Source organism: Rhodoluna lacicola (assembly GCF_000699505.1).
GTDB classification, from domain to species: Bacteria; Actinomycetota; Actinomycetes; order Actinomycetales; family Microbacteriaceae; genus Rhodoluna; species Rhodoluna lacicola.
On sequence record NZ_CP007490.1, the window covers coordinates 713,343 to 730,074 of the forward strand.

The 16,732-nt window shown below is 50.0% G+C and carries 16 protein-coding genes and 3 tRNA genes; 17 read left to right on the plus strand and 2 right to left on the minus strand.

Going from position 1 to position 16,732, the window contains the following annotated elements:
• Positions 1 to 94: 94 nt before the first annotated feature.
• From zapE to RHOLA_RS03505, 6 genes are all read left to right on the plus strand, one after another.
• Positions 95 to 1,045 carry a cell division protein ZapE gene (zapE, locus tag RHOLA_RS03480; RefSeq protein ID WP_227818806.1) on the plus strand — a complete coding sequence of 317 codons (951 nt, stop codon included), beginning with the start codon at positions 95 to 97 and terminating at the stop codon, positions 1,043 to 1,045.
• A 121-nt stretch (positions 1,046 to 1,166) separates the two neighbouring features.
• Positions 1,167 to 2,435 carry an ammonium transporter gene (locus RHOLA_RS03485; RefSeq protein WP_038502377.1) on the plus strand — a complete coding sequence of 423 codons (1,269 nt, stop codon included), beginning with the start codon at positions 1,167 to 1,169 and terminating at the stop codon, positions 2,433 to 2,435.
• Positions 2,436 to 2,498: 63 nt separating this feature from the next.
• Positions 2,499 to 3,776 carry an ammonium transporter gene (locus tag RHOLA_RS03490; RefSeq protein WP_038502379.1) on the plus strand — a complete coding sequence of 426 codons (1,278 nt, stop codon included), beginning with the start codon at positions 2,499 to 2,501 and terminating at the stop codon, positions 3,774 to 3,776.
• A gap of 70 nt (positions 3,777 to 3,846) precedes the next feature.
• Positions 3,847 to 3,919: transfer RNA gene (locus RHOLA_RS03495), tRNA-Gly, on the plus strand.
• Positions 3,920 to 3,949: 30 nt separating this feature from the next.
• Positions 3,950 to 4,027 (plus strand) — tRNA-Cys (locus RHOLA_RS03500).
• Between the two features lie 41 nt (positions 4,028 to 4,068).
• Positions 4,069 to 4,140: transfer RNA gene (locus tag RHOLA_RS03505), tRNA-Val, on the plus strand.
• 33 nt (positions 4,141 to 4,173) lie between these two features.
• Here RHOLA_RS03505 and mqo read toward each other — a convergent pair.
• Positions 4,174 to 5,652 (minus strand): malate dehydrogenase (quinone), encoded by a 1,479-nt coding sequence (mqo, locus tag RHOLA_RS03510; RefSeq protein ID WP_038503906.1) that lies wholly within the window; start codon positions 5,650 to 5,652, stop codon positions 4,174 to 4,176.
• Between the two features lie 25 nt (positions 5,653 to 5,677).
• Entirely contained in the window at positions 5,678 to 6,415 is a 738-nt protein-coding gene (locus RHOLA_RS03515) for a VIT1/CCC1 transporter family protein (RefSeq protein ID WP_227818761.1), read from the minus strand.
• A gap of 85 nt (positions 6,416 to 6,500) precedes the next feature.
• Here RHOLA_RS03515 and thrS point away from each other — a divergent pair, with 85 nt between their 5' ends.
• The 11 genes from thrS to secF are packed head-to-tail and all read left to right on the plus strand — an operon-like array spanning position 6,501 to position 16,698.
• Positions 6,501 to 8,510 carry a threonine--tRNA ligase gene (gene thrS, locus RHOLA_RS03520; RefSeq protein ID WP_084321373.1) on the plus strand — a complete coding sequence of 670 codons (2,010 nt, stop codon included), beginning with the start codon at positions 6,501 to 6,503 and terminating at the stop codon, positions 8,508 to 8,510.
• A complete protein-coding gene (locus tag RHOLA_RS03525; protein WP_038502384.1) occupies positions 8,511 to 9,053 on the plus strand; it encodes an HIT family protein in 543 nt (180 codons plus the stop codon). It abuts the gene before it with no gap.
• A 49-nt stretch (positions 9,054 to 9,102) separates the two neighbouring features.
• Positions 9,103 to 9,999, plus strand: coding sequence for a pyridoxal 5'-phosphate synthase lyase subunit PdxS (pdxS, locus tag RHOLA_RS03530; RefSeq protein WP_038502386.1), 897 nt, complete (start codon positions 9,103 to 9,105; stop codon positions 9,997 to 9,999).
• Positions 10,000 to 10,004: 5 nt separating this feature from the next.
• Positions 10,005 to 10,586 carry a pyridoxal 5'-phosphate synthase glutaminase subunit PdxT gene (pdxT, locus tag RHOLA_RS03535; protein ID WP_038502387.1) on the plus strand — a complete coding sequence of 194 codons (582 nt, stop codon included), beginning with the start codon at positions 10,005 to 10,007 and terminating at the stop codon, positions 10,584 to 10,586.
• A 41-nt stretch (positions 10,587 to 10,627) separates the two neighbouring features.
• On the plus strand, positions 10,628 to 11,386 hold the full coding sequence (locus tag RHOLA_RS03540; RefSeq protein ID WP_038502388.1) for a YebC/PmpR family DNA-binding transcriptional regulator: 759 nt from the start codon (positions 10,628 to 10,630) through the stop codon (positions 11,384 to 11,386).
• A 3-nt stretch (positions 11,387 to 11,389) separates the two neighbouring features.
• A complete protein-coding gene (ruvC, locus tag RHOLA_RS03545) occupies positions 11,390 to 11,959 on the plus strand; it encodes a crossover junction endodeoxyribonuclease RuvC (RefSeq protein ID WP_038502390.1) in 570 nt (189 codons plus the stop codon).
• A 27-nt stretch (positions 11,960 to 11,986) separates the two neighbouring features.
• Positions 11,987 to 12,595: a Holliday junction branch migration protein RuvA gene (gene ruvA / locus RHOLA_RS03550; protein ID WP_038502392.1), complete on the plus strand. Its 609-nt coding sequence runs from the start codon at positions 11,987 to 11,989 to the stop codon at positions 12,593 to 12,595.
• Positions 12,588 to 13,610 (plus strand): Holliday junction branch migration DNA helicase RuvB, encoded by a 1,023-nt coding sequence (gene ruvB, locus RHOLA_RS03555; protein ID WP_038502393.1) that lies wholly within the window; start codon positions 12,588 to 12,590, stop codon positions 13,608 to 13,610. Before ruvA ends, ruvB begins: the two co-directional genes overlap by 8 nt.
• Before the next feature lie 57 nt (positions 13,611 to 13,667).
• Positions 13,668 to 14,024 carry a preprotein translocase subunit YajC gene (gene yajC / locus RHOLA_RS07065; protein ID WP_051636248.1) on the plus strand — a complete coding sequence of 119 codons (357 nt, stop codon included), beginning with the start codon at positions 13,668 to 13,670 and terminating at the stop codon, positions 14,022 to 14,024.
• 23 nt (positions 14,025 to 14,047) lie between these two features.
• Positions 14,048 to 15,727: a protein translocase subunit SecD gene (gene secD, locus RHOLA_RS03565; RefSeq protein WP_038502394.1), complete on the plus strand. Its 1,680-nt coding sequence runs from the start codon at positions 14,048 to 14,050 to the stop codon at positions 15,725 to 15,727.
• Positions 15,727 to 16,698 (plus strand): protein translocase subunit SecF, encoded by a 972-nt coding sequence (gene secF / locus RHOLA_RS03570; protein WP_038502395.1) that lies wholly within the window; start codon positions 15,727 to 15,729, stop codon positions 16,696 to 16,698. The genes secD and secF overlap by 1 nt, the downstream gene beginning before the upstream one ends.
• Positions 16,699 to 16,732: the final 34 nt, after the last annotated feature.

Below are 16,732 nucleotides of genomic sequence, written 5' to 3' on the forward strand. Positions count from 1 at the left end.
AGGTTAACTGATGAACTTGAAACATCCAACGACAAGGTAATAATTGGCAACTTTCCCAGGAGATTTTCGTTCGATTGTAACCTTGCAGCCCCAGGTGAGCACCAGCCAGCTGCTAGCAGAGCTTGTCCCACCAAGGGAATTTAGTCAGGCCACCTTTTCCACATACGTGCCCCACACTGAGTTTCCAAGCCAATCCCAAGCACGCGACAAAGCCAAAGCATTTGCTGAAGGCAAGGGAAGTAGAAAGCTTTTTGGGCGTTCCGAGTCAGAGTCCGTTGGAATTTACCTTGATGGTGGCTTTGGTGTAGGGAAGACCCACCTATTGGCCTCAATTTGGCACACGTTTAGAGGTAAAAAGGCATTTGGGAGCTTCATTTCATATACCAGCCTGATTGGCGCTCTGGGTTTTGCCGAGGCAATAGTAGCCCTCTCAAGATTTGAATTAATTTGCATCGATGAATTTGAATTGGATGATCCAGGCGACACCATGATGATGTCCCGACTTATCAATGAGTTGTCTGCAAAAGGAATTAAGTTTGCCGCCACGAGTAATACCCCGCCTAACGCCCTGGGTGAAGGAAGGTTCGCAGCAGCTGATTTTCAACGTGAGATTCATGGCATTGCAGACAAATTTCAGATGTTGCGAATTGACGGTGAAGACCATCGACATCGACCGATTGAACAGGTAGGTAAGGCTTATTCGGCTAGTGAGATGGAGATTTGGTTAGCCGGTTGTCAGAAGGCGGCCACCGCTCTGGACGAATTTGACGCAGTTCTTAAGCACCTTTCCACCATCCACCCCTCACGCTATGGGCGGTTGCTTGAAGGTATTGAAGCTCTGGGCCTAGTGAACTGCCATGTTCTTGATAATCAAGTCGACGCTCTGCGTTTTGTGGCTTTCGTCGACCGTGCTTACGAGGCACAACTCAAGATTCGCGCCACTGGTACGCCACTGACGGAAGTATTTTCGGCAAGCTATCTTTCCGGTGGATATCGAAAAAAGTATCTGCGAGCCGTTTCTCGACTGGGTGCAATGACCGAGTAGAAACATCTTTTACAAACACGAAACATTTGTGGTCTAGAACCGAAACTTTCTTCGTGGAAACTCAAAACAGTAGCCGGACTCCTTCTGGCAACTATTTGTTTTCTTAGAGAGAGGTAAACAAGTGGATCAAGGCAACACTGCATTTGTGCTCATTTCCGCAGCACTGGTTCTACTAATGACGCCCGGCTTGGCGTTTTTCTACGGTGGCATGGTAAAGGCCAAGAGCGTTGTGAGCATGATGATGCTCAGCTTCGGCTCGCTAGGGCTCATTGCCGTGTTATGGGTTCTTTACGGATACGCCATTTCATTTTCAAACGCAGGCACAAGTACATTTTTTGGTATCGACGGCTGGTTTGGAATTGATACCTCATTCCTGGGCCTAACCGCTCAAGTTGCTGACGCGGCTGATCCTGCTGGTGCTTTCCCAAGCATGGCCTTTGTCGCCTTTCAAGCAACCTTCGCAATCATCACAGTTGCCCTGATCTCTGGAGCAATTGCAGACCGCGCCAAATTCGGCGCTTGGATGGTATTTGCAGGCGTATGGGCGACCGTGGTTTACTTCCCAGTTGCAAACTGGGTATTCAACTTCACGCTTGAAGATGGAAAAGTAGTTGATGGCGGTTGGATTGTTTATGGACTCGGTGTTATCGACTTTGCCGGTGGCACCGCAGTGCACATCAACGCCGGTGCAGCCGGTTTGGCCCTAGCAATTGTGTTGGGAAAGCGTTTTGGTTTCAGCAAAGGTATAACTCAGCCCCACAACGTACCGCTGACTTTGCTTGGTGTTGCATTGCTTTGGTTTGGTTGGTTCGGTTTCAATGCAGGCTCTGAACTTGCTGCTGATGGAATTGCGGCAATCGCGTTTATCAACACTCTTGCAGCTCCTGCCGCTGCGATGCTTGGTTGGATCATGGTTGAAAAGTTCAAGCATGGCAAAGCAACTTCTATTGGTGCCGGTTCAGGCGCCATCGCTGGATTAGTTGCAGTGACTCCAGCGTGTGCAGTTCTTGATCCCGTCTATGCGATCTTGCTTGGGCTAGTTGCCGGAGCTCTTTGTGCTCTTGCCGTTGATCTGAAGTTCTCGTTTGGCTTCGACGACTCGCTTGACGTTGTAGGAATTCACTTGGTTGGAGGAATCGTCGGAACTCTATGGATCGGTATTTTTGGAAATGGCGTAGGAGTCGCATTCGGAAACGGATGGCACCAATTCGCTATGCAGGCACTTGGAGCCGGCGCCGTACTTGTTTACAGCTTCGTTCTGGCGTTGATCATTGGTTTCGTGATTGAGAAGACAATCGGATTCCGAGTTAAAGCTCAAGATGAAATTGCAGGTATCGACACTGTGGTTCACGGTGAAGAAGCTTATGCTTTTGGCGCAGACCGCGGCTAGAAAGTAATCGCCAAGGGGAGGAGCTTTCGGGCTCCTCCTTTTGGTGTGTTTGAAGGGAAGACAATGACTCATCAGGATACGACCATGTTCCTAATAATCTGCTCGGCCATGGTTTTGTTCATGACCCCCGGGCTCGCATTTTTTTACGGGGGACTTGTCCGCGCCTCTAGCGTGGTCTCAATGATGATGATGAGTTTTGGGTCATTGGCTCTCATTGCTGTTATGTGGGTTGTCTTTGGTTATGCGGTGTCTTTCGGAGCGGCTGGTTCTGGGAGCTTCGTTGGTCTCGATGGTGTGATCGGTATTGATTTAGACAAGATCTTTTTGGCCGATGCAATTGCGCAAGCCAAGGCTGGGGATGGCTTTAATCTTGCCTTTGCAGGTTTCCAAGGCACGTTTGCGATTATTACCGTCGCACTCATTTCTGGCGCAATCGCAGACCGGGCGAAGTTTGGTTCATGGATGCTTTTCGGTGCGCTATGGGCGTGCGTGGTGTACTTCCCTGTAGCCGGTTGGGTATTTAATTCTTCGGTCACAGACGGCAAGGTCACCGACGGTGGTTGGCTGGTTTACAACATCGGAGTCTTGGACTTCGCCGGTGGAACCGTAGTCGAAATCGCTTCAGGTGCATCAGCACTAGCGTTATCTCTCGTTGTCGGAAAACGTTTTGGTTTCACCAAGGGCATGCATGCGCCACACAATGTGCCGCTGACCTTGATTGGAGCCGCAATTTTGTGGTTCGGCTGGTTTGGCTTCAATGCTGGTTCCGAGCTCGCTGCTGACGGTGTGGCCGCCCTAGCTTTTATGAACACACTCGCGGCGCCTGTTGGGGCAATGCTTAGTTGGATTGCCTACGAACAAATTGCGCACAAGAAACCTACTTCGGTTGGTGCTGCTTCTGGCGCCGTTGCTGGTTTGGTTGCGATCACGCCTTCCTGTGCTTTTCTAACTCCTGTCTTTGCTTTGCTTCTGGGTTTGATTGTTGGCGTGACCTGTGCCTTGGCTATCGAGCTGAAATACCTGCTTGGTTTCGATGACTCTCTTGATGTAGTTGGTATTCACCTAGTTGGTGGGCTTGTCGGCACCCTTTACATTGGACTCTTTGGTAATGGGGTTGGGGCGTTCTTTGGTTTTGGTTTTGAGCAGCTCGGAAAGCAGGCAATTGGTGCAGTCGTTGTCTTGGTATTTTCATTTACCGCTTCGTATCTAATCGGTTGGCTGATTCAGAAAACTATTGGATTCAGAGTGACCAGCACCGATGAAATCGCCGGCGTTGATCGCGTTTTGCACGGAGAAACCGCTTACTCAGAGGCAGATCCAAGATGGTCTTGGCGCGGCTGATTTCGCGCGTTTGAAGTTTGCCAAGGGCAAAAATTTCGGTTAGAGTAGCCAAGTCTTGGAAACAAGACGCGCGGATGTGGCTCAGTTGGTAGAGCACAACCTTGCCAAGGTTGGGGTCGCGAGTTCGAATCTCGTCATCCGCTCGCATTAGGGCGTAAGCCTCGCAAAAGCATGGTGGAGTGGCTGAGCGGCCCAAAGCAACAGCCTGCAAAGCTGTAAACCCACGGGTTCAAATCCCGTCTCCACCTCCAAGGAATTTCTCAATTGCATTGGGAGATTTGCAGCAAAGTACGGTCGATTGGCGCAGCGGTAGCGCACTTCCTTGACATGGAAGGGGTCACTGGTTCGATCCCAGTATCGACCACAAAAATACCCCGGATAATCCGGGGTATTTTTTTTACTTAATTTTCAGAGTCTTCGCTGTCGACTCCAATGATGCTTTTGCCTTTTTCGCATCGGCCGACAGCTTGCTTCCGTAGCTCGGAACTAGTTTCTGAATCCGCTTTTTCAGATCCGGAATTCCAGCACTGAAACTTCTATCTAGAACTTCCAGCATGACGAAGACAGCCGTGGACGCGCCTGGCGAAGCACCTAACAGCCCAGAGATAGATCCGTCGTGGGAGGTAATCACTTCAGTTCCAAACTGGAGAACACCGCCCTTGACTTTGTCTCTCTTGATAACCTGCGCACGTTGACCTGCGTTCAGCAACTCCCAATCTTCGGGGCTTGCGGTTGGCATGAAATCTTTGAGGGCGTCGAACTTCTTTGCCTTGGTCTTTAGTAATTCACCAACCAAATAGCGAATCAGTGAAAAATTTGTAAGTGCTACTGACAAATAAGGAATTAGATTGGACGGTCTTAGCGATGCCGGAAGATCAAAGATGCTTCCGTTTTTAAGGAACTTTGGGTTTGCGGTCGCATAGGGCCCAAACAGCAACGAAGCTTTGCCATCGACCACGCGTTTATCGAGGTGAGGTACAGACATCGGGGGTGCGCCAACCGATGCTTGGCTATAAACCTTTGCAGAATGCTGTTCAACAAGTTTTGGGTTTGAGGTGCGCAACCACTGACCCCCAACTGGGAATGTGCCGTAGCCCCGCGCCTCGGCAATGCCAGATTTCTGTAGCAGCTTTAGGGCCCAGCCACCGGCGCCAACAAAAACAAACTTGGCGTTCACATAGTCAGTCTCTGAGGTCTCAAGGTTTCTTACGGTTAGATTCCACGAACCATCAGAGTTGCGGTTCAGGTCCTTTACCTCGGCATTTGCTTGAAAATTTGCATTATTTCTTTTCAAAAACTCAAACATTTGTCTAGTTACTGACCCAAAGTCAACATCGGTGCCCGATTCAACCCGGGTTGCCGCGATTGGTTGATCGCTCTTGCGACCCTTAATCAGAAGCGGTGCCCAAGATTCGATGACTTTTGGGTCATCCGAAAACTCGATACCTGCAAATAGGGGCTCATCCTTAAGTACCTCAAAGCGACGACGCAAGTAGTCGACATCCTTAGCGCCCCTGACGAAGGAAATGTGTGGAGTGGAATTTATGAACGATGACGGATCGCCCAGAGCACCGATTTCAACAAGATGTGACCAAAATTGTCTACTCAACTGAAATTGCTCGTTGATTGCAATTGCCTTAGCCGGATTAGGTAGTGACCCGTCCTTTGAATCCGGCATGTAGTTCAGTTCGCAGAGCGCAGCATGACCGGTACCCGCGTTATTCCAAGGATTGCTGCTTTCTTGAGCCGGGGCATCAAGGCGTTCGAATACTTGAATAGAAATTTCCGGTTTGACCAGTTTAAGAAGCGTTCCAAGGGTGGCACTCATTATTCCGCCACCGATAAGAGCTACGTCGAAACTTTTTGTTGAATTCACTTGAACAGCATAACTTGACTGGTAATTAGATAGCCGTGCCAACCAAAGAGCCGATTGCAAATGTAATTCCCATGGTCAAAAGGCTCACAACCACGTTTCTAATAATTGCAATACCAGATCGGGCGCCGCCAATTTTTGCCCCAACAAATCCAGTTATTGCTAGTGATGCAACTACGGCAATGACAGTAACTGGAATACGGGCTTCAATCCAGGGGCCCGTCACGGCAAGAAGAGGAAGCAAGGATCCTGCCGCAAAGGCTACAAACGAGGCGAAAGCCGCTTGAGTTGGGCTAGCGTGTTGCTCGGAATCAATTCCCAGCTCTGCCTCTGCATGTGCCTTGATTGCGTCTCTGGCGGTTAGTTCTTTTGCAACCTTCGTGGCAAGCTCAAGGCTGAGACCCTTCTGCTCGTAAAACCAAGCTAATTCACGAAGTTCGCCCTCTGGGTCTTCGGCCAGTTCTCTTCGCTCTCTGCTGAGCGATGCTATTTCACTGTCCTTCTGAGCGCTCACCGAGGTGTACTCACCACCGGCCATTGAAATTGATCCGGCAACAAGACCAGCTACTCCTGCAATCAAAATCGAATTCGAATCAGTTGTTGCGCCGGCAACACCCATTACTAAGCCGGCTGTCGAGACAATGCCATCGTTGGCACCTAAAACACCAGCTCTGAGCCAATTTAGTTTTGCTGCCATCGAATTGCGCTGGAACTCTTGCTTGGCCATGACGGCTTCATCGAGTTTGGTCAACTTGGCTTTGCTCATAATTTTTGAAATTAGCACAGTTGCAGGTCTAGGAAGGCAGGCTCGCAGGTTTACCTTGGCTAGAATTAGAGCAAATTCCAGCCAGATGAGGTTTTGTGTGTCTCCAATAAATTTGAGCGTTGACGGTTTGACCACGGCAGTCGAAGCCGGATCGGATGGCTTCAAGTTATTTGCAGATAGATCCATCGTGGCGATGCGGGTTAACGGAGAGCTTCGTGACCTGGCTCATCTGCTGAATGATGGCGACGAAGTTGAGGGAGTGGCAATAGCGTCCGCCGATGGCCTGAACATTCTCAGACACTCAGCTGCCCACGTGTTGGCTCAGGCAGTTCAAAACATTAATCCTGAGGCGAAGCTTGGAATCGGGCCACCTATTAAGGATGGCTTCTACTATGACTTTGACGTAGAAACCTCATTTACGCCGGAAGACCTCAAGGCACTTGAAAAGTCCATGGAAAAAATCATCAAGTCAGGTCAAAGATTCATTCGCCGCGTAACCACAGACGGTGAGGCAAAGGTTGAGCTCTCTGCTGAACCATACAAGCTTGAACTAATTGGATTAAAGGGTTCTGAGTTGGGTGAGGGCGCAGCCGAAGTTGGTTCCGGAGATCTAACAATTTATGACAACGTTGACCCTCAAACCGGGGCAACAGTTTGGAAAGATCTTTGTCGCGGCCCGCATCTTCCCAACACTCGAATGATCGGCAATGGCTTTGCACTGACACGTGTTGCTTCTGCCTATTGGCGCGGAAATGAAAATAACAAACAGCTCCAACGCATTTATGGGACAGCTTGGCCAACCAAAGACGAACTTCGAGCTCACCAGGAGCGACTTGAGGAAGCTGCTCGTCGAGATCACCGAAGGCTGGGGGTAGACCTAGATCTCTTCTCTTTCCCGGAAGAGATCGGCTCAGGTCTAGCCGTGTTCCACCCCAAGGGCGGCATCATGAGGCGTGTAATGGAGGATTACAGCCGAAAACGTCACGAGGAATCCGGTTACGACTTCGTTTACAGCCCTCACATTTCAAAAAGCAATCTGTTTGAGATCTCGGGTCACTTGCAAACCTATGCAGATGGCATGTTCCCACCAATTCGCATGGATGAAGAGCTTGACGAACAAGGCAACATCAAAAAGGCTGGGCAGGACTATTACCTAAAGCCAATGAATTGCCCTTTCCATATTTTGATTTACCGCAGCCAGCCACGCTCATATCGAGACCTCCCGCTGCGCATGTTCGAATTCGGAACTGTGTATAGAAATGAAAAGAGTGGAGTACTGCATGGTCTTACACGTGTTCGTGGTTTGACCCAAGACGATGCTCACCTTTTTGTTACCAAAGAAAACATGGAGCAGGAACTCACCGATGTTTTGAGCTTTGTTCTTGGCTTGTTGAAAGACTACGGACTCAACGATTTCTATCTAGAACTTTCAACAAAAGAAGAGGGAAATCCAAAATTTGTTGGAAGCGATGACATCTGGAAAACCGCAACCGCAACTTTAGAAAAGGTCGCTGCAGATTCTGGATTAGAGCTGATCCCAGATCCGGGTGGTGCTGCTTTCTACGGTCCTAAGATTTCCGTTCAAGCACGAGATGCCATCGGTCGAACCTGGCAGATGTCCACAATTCAACTTGATTTTAACCTTCCGGAACGTTTTGATTTGGAATACACCAGCGCCGAGGGCACAAAGGAGCGGCCGGTTATGATCCACCGTGCTCTGTTTGGTTCTGTAGAGCGATTCTTTGGAGTGCTAACTGAACACTACGCGGGTCACTTCCCTCCGTGGCTAGCCCCAGTTCAAGTTGTTTGTGTTCCAATCGCAGACGCGTTCTCAGACTATTTACACGGCATTGCTGCAGAACTCAGAAAATCGGGTGTTCGAATCACGGTGGATGACTCTGACGATCGCATGCAGAAGAAGATCCGCAATCACACGATGAATAAGGTTCCCTTCATGCTTATCGCCGGTGAAGAGGATCAAAAAGCTGGCGCCGTCTCGTTCCGATTCCGCGATGGCACTCAAGAAAATGGAATTCTAGTTGCCGAAGCGATTGAGCGAATCCTTGGCGCAATTCGCGACAAGGTCCAGGTCTAAATGAACCCAGAAAACATTCAGTCCTCTGCCGAGATGCCGGGTGTACCAAACGCCTTCCAACATCTATGGACCCCTCATCGCCTGGTTTACATTCAGCATGGTCAGCAACCAGCCGATGAAGATTGTCCTTTTTGTCTGGCGGTTGATAAAACGGATGAGGAAGCTCTCATAGTTTTCCGAGGTAAGCACAGCTACGTGCTGCTAAATCTATTTCCTTACAACTCCGGTCACATGCTGGTTTGCCCATACCGTCACATTGCAACCTACGACCAGGCAAACACCGAAGAGGTTGCAGAAATGGCAGAACTCACCCAACAAGCAATGAGAGTGCTTCGTAAGATATCAGGTGCTCACGGATTCAACATTGGCATGAACCAAGGCGAAGTTGCAGGTGCTGGTATCGCTGGTCATCTTCACCAACACATTGTTCCTCGCTGGCGCAATGATGCTAACTTTTTCCCAATCATCGCCGAGACCAAGGCTTTGCCAAGGCTTCTGGGCGAGGTACGCAGAGACGTAGCTGCAGCATGGAGCGAGGCTTAGCCCGTTGATACGTTATTGGCCAGAGTTTTTTGGGGCGTAGACTTTACCCATGAGCAATTCTCAGACTTTTAAATCAACACCACTAGTAAAACGTGGTCTCGCTGAAATGATGAAGGGTGGCGTCATCATGGACGTCGTCACCCCAGAGCAGGCAAAAATCGCTGAAGATGCCGGTGCTGTTGCGGTAATGGCTTTGGAGCGCGTACCAGCAGACATTCGAGCTCAGGGCGGTGTCTCTAGAATGAGCGACCCAGACATGATCGATGGGATTATCAAGGCTGTATCTATTCCTGTGATGGCAAAGGCTCGCATTGGGCACTTTGTAGAGGCGCAGATTCTGCAGGCTCTGAAGGTTGACTACATCGACGAATCTGAAGTCTTGAGCCCAGCGGATTACGTTAACCACATCGATAAGTGGAAATTTGATGTTCCATTTGTTTGTGGCGCGACCAATTTGGGAGAGGCTCTTCGCCGCATCACCGAGGGTGCAGCGATGATTCGCTCCAAGGGTGAAGCGGGAACCGGAGACGTTTCAGAAGCCATGAAGCACATTCGAACCATCTACGGTGAGATTCGAACATTGGCTGCCAAGTCTGAAGACGAGCTTTACGTTGCTGCAAAAGAACTTCAAGCTCCGTATGAACTTGTGCGTGAAGTTGCGAGCACCGGAAAGCTACCGGTCGTAATGTTTGTTGCTGGTGGAGTTGCTACACCTGCCGATGCGGCACTGATGATGCAGATGGGTGCCGACGGTGTATTCGTGGGCTCGGGCATTTTCAAATCTGGAAATCCAGCCGAACGTGCAAAGGCAATTGTTAAGGCAACCACGTTTTTCAATGACCCCGATGTTTTGGCTCAGGTAAGTCGTGGACTTGGCGAGGCCATGGTGGGTATAAACGTGTCTGACCTTCCGGCACCGCACCGTTTGGCCGAACGCGGCTGGTAAGCATCATGCCAGTTGGCGTGCTTGCTCTGCAGGGTGATTTCCGCGAACACATTGCAACATTCGGCAAAATCGGTGCAGCAGCCGTTCCGATCAGAACGGTCCGCGAGCTTGAACTTTGCGATTCGCTAGTGATACCGGGTGGCGAGTCCACCGTGATTCAAAAACTTGCGGTCGCCTACGGATTGTTTGAACCAATCAGAAAAAAAATACAAGCAGGATTTCCGGTCTTTGGAACTTGTGCCGGGCTGATAATGCTTGCAGATGAAATTCTGGATGGTGTTTCAGGACAAGCGGGTTTCGGTGGTCTTCATGTATCGGTGAGAAGAAATGCATTTGGCAATCAACTTGACTCATTTGAGACCAACCTTGAATTTGTTGGAGTTGCAGGATCTCCCGTACATGCAGCATTTATAAGAGCTCCGATAGTGGAGAGAGTTGGCAATGACGTTGAAGTTCTCGCAAAACTCCCAGACGACAGAATCATTGCCGTTCGCCAAAATAACATCCTTGGCATTTCGTTTCATCCTGAGCTGACTAACGAAACCCGAATTCACGAACTCTTCCTTCGGATGGTAGCCGGGTCATAATCTAGACTTGACCACGTCAAAAAAATATACGTAGGAGCACTATGTCTGGCCACTCCAAATGGGCGACCACCAAGCACAAAAAGGCGGTTATTGATGGCCGCCGAGCAAAACTATTTGCCAAACTAATCAAGAACATCGAGGTAGCTGCCAGACTAGGCGGACCTGATCTAGACGGCAATCCAACACTTTACGATGCTGTGCAAAAGGGTCGTAAAAGCTCTTTGCCAAACGACAACATTGATCGCGCTATCAAGCGCGGGTCCGGTGTTGGTGCCGATGCCGTGGAATATCAGAACATCATGTACGAAGGCTATGGACCTAATGGCGTTGCGATTTTGATTGAGTGTCTTACCGACAATAAAAATAGAGCCGCAGCCGAAGTGCGACTAGCCGTATCGCGCAATGGCGGAACCATGGCAGACCCTGGCAGCGTGTCCTATCAGTTTGCGCGCAAGGGCGTCATCGTAGTTTCAAAAACAGAAGGTACCACTGAGGATTCAATTCTTGAGGCAGTCCTTGAAGTTGGAGTAGATGACGTTGAGGAACGCGCCGAACAGTTCGTAATCACGACCGATCCAAGTGAAATGGTCTCCGTCAGAACAGCACTACAGGCTGCGGGCATTGATTATGAAAGTGCAGACGTGGAGTTTGTTTCGTCAATGCCTATACAGGTTGACGCAGAGACCGCACGAAAGTCGATTGCCCTTATTGATGCGCTTGAGGATTCCGATGATGTTCAAAACGTCTACTCCAACCTAGACATCTCGCCGGAAGTTTTAGCTGAACTCGAAAACGATTAGCTTGTGACCACTCGCGTTTTAGGAGTAGACCCCGGTCTGACTAGATGTGGAGTTGGGGTTATCCTGGCTGGTGCGTCTAGAAGAGTCTCTCTGGTTTCGGTAGACACAATTCGCACCGATGCGAGTTCTGAATTGGTCGATCGAATCGGCCACATCGGTGAAGAAATTGAGAAGTTAATTCTCAACGTCAAGCCAAGCGCAATTGCCATCGAAAGAGTCTTCTCGCAACAGAATCTGCGAAGTGTCATGGGTGTTGCACAGATTAGCGGTGTCGTCTTCATGCTGGCACACAAGCATGCAATACCAGTTTTCCTGCACACGCCCAGTGAGGTGAAAGCTGCAGTTACCGGCTCGGGTCGCGCTAACAAGCAGCAGGTTGGTCAAATGGTCGCGAAGATCTTGGGCCTGGAAGAGGTGCCCAAGCCCGCAGACGCTGCCGACAGTTTGGCAATCGCCATCTGTCACGCATGGAAAAGTGTTGGCGGAACCGTAAGTTCCTCTAGCGAAATGACGTCAGCACAAAAAGCCTGGCAGGCTGCCGAGCAGAATGCCACCGCCTCAAAGCGACGCTAGCGAACAAGCATTGGTTAGTCTTAACCGGTGATTGCATCTTTGGCTGGAAATGTTATCGCGCTAGAAGCTGGTAGCGCGATTATTGACGTTGCCGGAGTTGGATACCTTGTTCAAATAACCAGTAATACAGCACACCAACTCAAAATTGGTCAGTCGGCACTGATTAACACATCCCTCATCGTTCGCGAGGATGGCTTCACACTCTTTGGTTTTACATCAATCACTGAGCAAAAGGTTTTTGACCTTCTCAGATCCGTCTCCGGGGTTGGCCCCAAATCTGCACTGGCGATACTTGGCACACTCACGGTTGAACAAATAATCGATGCGGTTGGTCTAGATAACGATGCGGCTTTCAGATCAGTTTCCGGTATCGGTCCTAAAACAGCCAAGCTGATTATCGTGACTCTGGCTGGAAAACTGGTTCCAAATCAAAAGCAGGTTTCGAGAAAAGATTCCGCTGCCATCGGGCTTGTCGTCACTGCACTGACCGGTCTTGGGTGGACCGAACGAATTGCACTCGAGGCTGCAAACCAGGCTGTCAGGGAGTTGGGCGAGTCTGCGAGTTCAAATAATTTGCTAAAGGCCGCTCTTAGTCAGCTTGGCTCTTCAAAGACTGTAAGTGCAAGCGATGAGTGAACTAACTAAGGCTGAAGGCAGCGACAACGAACTAGCCTTTGAATCAGCGCTAAGACCAAAATCTCTAGGGGAGTTTATTGGTCAATCAAAAGTGCGCAACCAACTCAAGTTAATTCTTGATGCGGCGGCTATTCAAAATAGAACTCCTGATCACATCCTTCTTGCGGGCCCACCGGGTCTTGGTAAAACAACCCTGGCGATGATTGTTGCTCACGAAGGTGGCCAGCCTTTGCGGTTGACCAGTGGTCCAACGATCCAGCATGCGGGTGACCTTGCCGCAGTTCTGAGTTCTCTTGCCCCCGGAGAAGTCCTATTCATCGACGAAATTCATCGCATGGCCAGGTCTGCCGAGGAAATGCTTTATCTAGCGATGGAGGACTATCGCGTTGATGTGATGGTTGGTAAGGGACCCGGCGCCACATCGATTCCGCTCGAGATTGCGCCATTCACCCTGGTTGGAGCAACCACTAGGTCTGGCATGCTGCCGAGTCCGCTACGCGATCGATTTGGCTTCATCGCCCATCTTGAGTTCTACGAAAATCAAGAACTACAGCAGGTGATCAATCGCGCTGCCAAGAAACTTGGACTTGAGATTGATGAAACCGCTCAGCAGGAAATTGCAAGGCGAAGCCGAGGCACTCCCAGAATCGCAAATCGCTTGCTACGGAGGGTAAGAGACTTCGCACTAGTCGGGGGCAAAACCAAAATCGGTGTCGATGAGGCAATGGGAGCTCTGAAGCTTTACGAAGTGGACGATCTGGGACTCGACAGGCTTGACCGCGAGATTATGAAGGTTTTGGTGGAGCGATTCTCTGGAAAGCCCGTTGGCCTTTCTACCCTGGCCGTTGCTGTAGGGGAGGAGCAAGACACAATTGAGGCCGTCGTTGAGCCTTTTCTGGTGCGGATGGGTCTAATTGCTCGCACTGCTCGAGGGCGCCAGGCCACGGCTGCGGGATTTGCTCATCTTGGCCAAACGCCGCCAACTAACCTGCTAGACGGGCTGCTTGACCTATAATCGTCTAGACGCCGAAATGGCGTCTTTACTGTGTTTAATCCCAAACGATAGGCCACCATGTCTCAGGACGTATTCCTCGTAGTCGCACTCGCAATTCTTATCGCGATGATGTTTTTGAGCTCTCGCAAGCGCAAGAAGCAGGCGGCAGAGCTGCTTGCTAGCGTAAAGGTTGGTTCAAAAGTAGTCCTGCACAGCGGGATCACCGGCAAAATTACCTCGATAGATGGCGATCGCGCCATCTTGGAAAGCACCCCAGGAACCAAAATTGCTTTCCTAAAAGGTGCAATTCGCAACGTTGAGGCAGCCCCGGCAAAGGGCACCGTTGAAGAAAAGTCAGAAGTAAAAACAACTGCAAAGCCTGCTGCAAAAAAGCCAGCGGCTAAAAAGCCTGCCTCAAAGCCTGCGGCTAAGTAGCCAATCTAAATAAGGATTTTTCTGTGTCTGATTCTTCTGTAACAAAGAGCGCCCGAAAGCGACTGACCTGGCTCGGCGGCATCATTGTCGTATTGGTTGGTCTCATTGGACTTGGTTCAGTAACCGGTTCTGGTGCTTCATTCGCTCCAAAGCTTGCTCTGGACCTTCAGGGTGGAACGCAGATCATTTTGGCTCCTCAACTAGCTGATGGCGCAACCGTAACTGAAGAGCAGTTGAATCAGGCAGTAGGAATTATTCGTCAACGCGTTGACGCCACGGGCGTTAGCGAAGCATCTGTAAAAACCCAGGGTGCCAGCAACATCATCGTTGAAATTCCTGGAACTCCCGATGAGAACACCCTGAAGCTAATCCGATCAAGTGCAAAGCTTCAGTTTCGCCCGGTAATCCTTGCATCACAATCTGCTACTGCAGCCACATCCACAGATGCATCAAGCGAGGCTGCAAAACCTAGCGCATCACCGACTGACGCAAGTGACAGCGCGTGGGTAACCGCTGAACTCAAGGCTGCTTTCGACGCGTTAGATTGCTCCAAGACTTTCCGCGAGCCAGGGCAAGTGGACGATTCAACCCTTCCACTGATCACCTGTGACTCAAGTGGTTATGAAAAGTTCGTGCTTGGTCCGGTGGAGATCGAGGGTTCTAATATCGCTGACGCGAACGCGGGAACCATCACGACATCTACTGGGGCATCAACCAACACCTGGGCTGTGAATCTTGATTTTGATGCAACTGGCACAAAGCAATTCGCCGATGTGACGGCCCGCCTTTTCCCACAGACCGAGCCAAAAAATCGCTTTGCCGTCACTCTTGATGGCTACGTGATTACGGCCCCAACAACGAATGCCGTAATTAGCGGTGGGTCTGCCCAAATTACCGGAAATTTTGACAAGTTAACTTCCAAGGCTCTTGCCGATTCTCTAAAGTACGGTTCGCTACCTATTGGTTTTGAAGTTCAAAGCCAAGAGAACATTTCTGCAACCCTGGGCTCTGAGCAGCTTGCTGGTGGTTTGTTGGCTGGAGCAATTGGTCTTCTACTCGTAATCATCTACTCGACATTCCAGTACCGTGGCCTCGCCATCGTTACTGTTGGATCTCTTGCCGTAGCTGCGATTCTGGTTTACTTGGTGATCACGATTCTCTCTTGGCGACAGGGCTACCGCCTGTCGCTTGCCGGAGTAGCCGGATTGATTGTTGCAATCGGTATTACAGCTGACTCGTTCATCGTTTACTTTGAGCGTGTGCGAGATGAACTCCGCGATGGTCGTTCAGTCGCCGCTGCAGTTGAGCAAGGCTGGAAACGAGCATTCAGAACAATCATTGTCTCTGGCTCTGTTAGCTTGTTGGCTGCGGTTGTTCTTTACTTGCTAACTGTAGGAAACGTACGTGGCTTCGCATTCACGCTTGGACTCACTACGCTAATCGACTTGGGCGTCGCGATGATCTTCACCCACCCAATCTTGCAGTTGCTAGCCAGGGTTAATTTCTTCAGCTCCGGACACCCGTGGTCTGGTTTTGACGCCAAGGCTCTTGGAGCAACCGGTTATGTTGGGCGTGGTCAATTTAGAACTGCTAAGTCTGTTCCAGCAACAAAGGCAGCTCAGGCTTCAAAGGAAGCGGCAAAGCGTCAAACCATTGCGGAACGTAAGGCCGCACAAAATAATTCAGCTGAGGAGAGCAACTAATGTCTAAGTTCAGCGATTTCGGCAACGATCTCTACACAGGAAAGCGTTCGATTAATTTTGTAGGTCGACGCAAGACTTTCTATGGCATCGCTATTGTGATGATTATTCTTGCCGTGGTTCTTCCTTCACTTCGTGGAGGTTTCAACTTTGGTATTGAATTCCGTGGAGGCTCCGAATTCCGAGTTTCAGGTGTATCCGATTCATCTCAGCAAATAGCAGTAGAAGCTGTCCAAAAAGTTGAGCCAGAATCCCAACCTCTAGTCACCAATGTGGGGACTAATGGCATTCGTGTGCAGACAGAGCAACTCACCGACATCAAATCAGAGGAAGTCCGAGTCTCACTGGCTCAGGCCTACGGGGTTGACAGTAGCTCAGTAGCCAGCTCTTTCATCGGTGCAAACTGGGGAGCCGATGTAACCGGCAAAGCCCTTAATGGACTTGTTGTGTTCATTGCTCTGGCTGCTGTTCTGATGGCTCTTTACTTCCGAACATTGAAGATGTCACTGGCCGCTGTTGCTGCTCTTGTGCATGACCTAATAATTACCGCGGGACTCTATGGTGCACTTGGGTTCGAGGTCACACCGGCTGCGGTGATTGGCTTCTTAACTATTCTTGGATACTCGCTTTACGACACCGTTGTTGTGTTCGACAAGATTCGTGAAAACACATTTGAAGTTGAATTTAGTGAGACTACAACTTTCGCTCAGCAGGTTAACTACGCTATCAACCAAACTCTGGTCCGTTCCATCAATACTTCTATTGTCGCTGTGCTACCGGTTGCATCGATTTTGTTCATTGGTGCTACATTGCTAGGCGCAGGAACCTTGCGAGACATTGCCCTTGCCTTGTTTATCGGAATCATCGTTGGTACCTACTCAACAATCTTCATCGCGGCGCCTCTTTACAGTCACCTTCGTGAAGGTGAAGCTAAGTACAAGAGGGCTTCGGAAAAGATTCTCGCAACCAAGTAATTCGCTCGTTGTAGGCTATTCCTAAAGGAAGGGC

Coding starts and splice junctions, on each gene's coding strand:
- secF (WP_038502395.1), top strand. CDS start 15,727: ATGTCTAAGTTCAGCGATTTCGGCAACGATCTCTACACAGGAAAGCGT.
- pdxT (WP_038502387.1), top strand. CDS start 10,005: ATGCCAGTTGGCGTGCTTGCTCTGCAGGGTGATTTCCGCGAACACATT.
- ruvB (WP_038502393.1), top strand. CDS start 12,588: ATGAGTGAACTAACTAAGGCTGAAGGCAGCGACAACGAACTAGCCTTT.
- thrS (WP_084321373.1), top strand. CDS start 6,501: ATGAGGTTTTGTGTGTCTCCAATAAATTTGAGCGTTGACGGTTTGACC.
- RHOLA_RS03540 (WP_038502388.1), top strand. CDS start 10,628: ATGTCTGGCCACTCCAAATGGGCGACCACCAAGCACAAAAAGGCGGTT.
- RHOLA_RS03515 (WP_227818761.1), bottom strand. CDS start 6,415: ATGAGCAAAGCCAAGTTGACCAAACTCGATGAAGCCGTCATGGCCAAG.
- yajC (WP_051636248.1), top strand. CDS start 13,668: ATGTCTCAGGACGTATTCCTCGTAGTCGCACTCGCAATTCTTATCGCG.
- RHOLA_RS03525 (WP_038502384.1), top strand. CDS start 8,511: ATGAACCCAGAAAACATTCAGTCCTCTGCCGAGATGCCGGGTGTACCA.
- pdxS (WP_038502386.1), top strand. CDS start 9,103: ATGAGCAATTCTCAGACTTTTAAATCAACACCACTAGTAAAACGTGGT.
- RHOLA_RS03490 (WP_038502379.1), top strand. CDS start 2,499: ATGACTCATCAGGATACGACCATGTTCCTAATAATCTGCTCGGCCATG.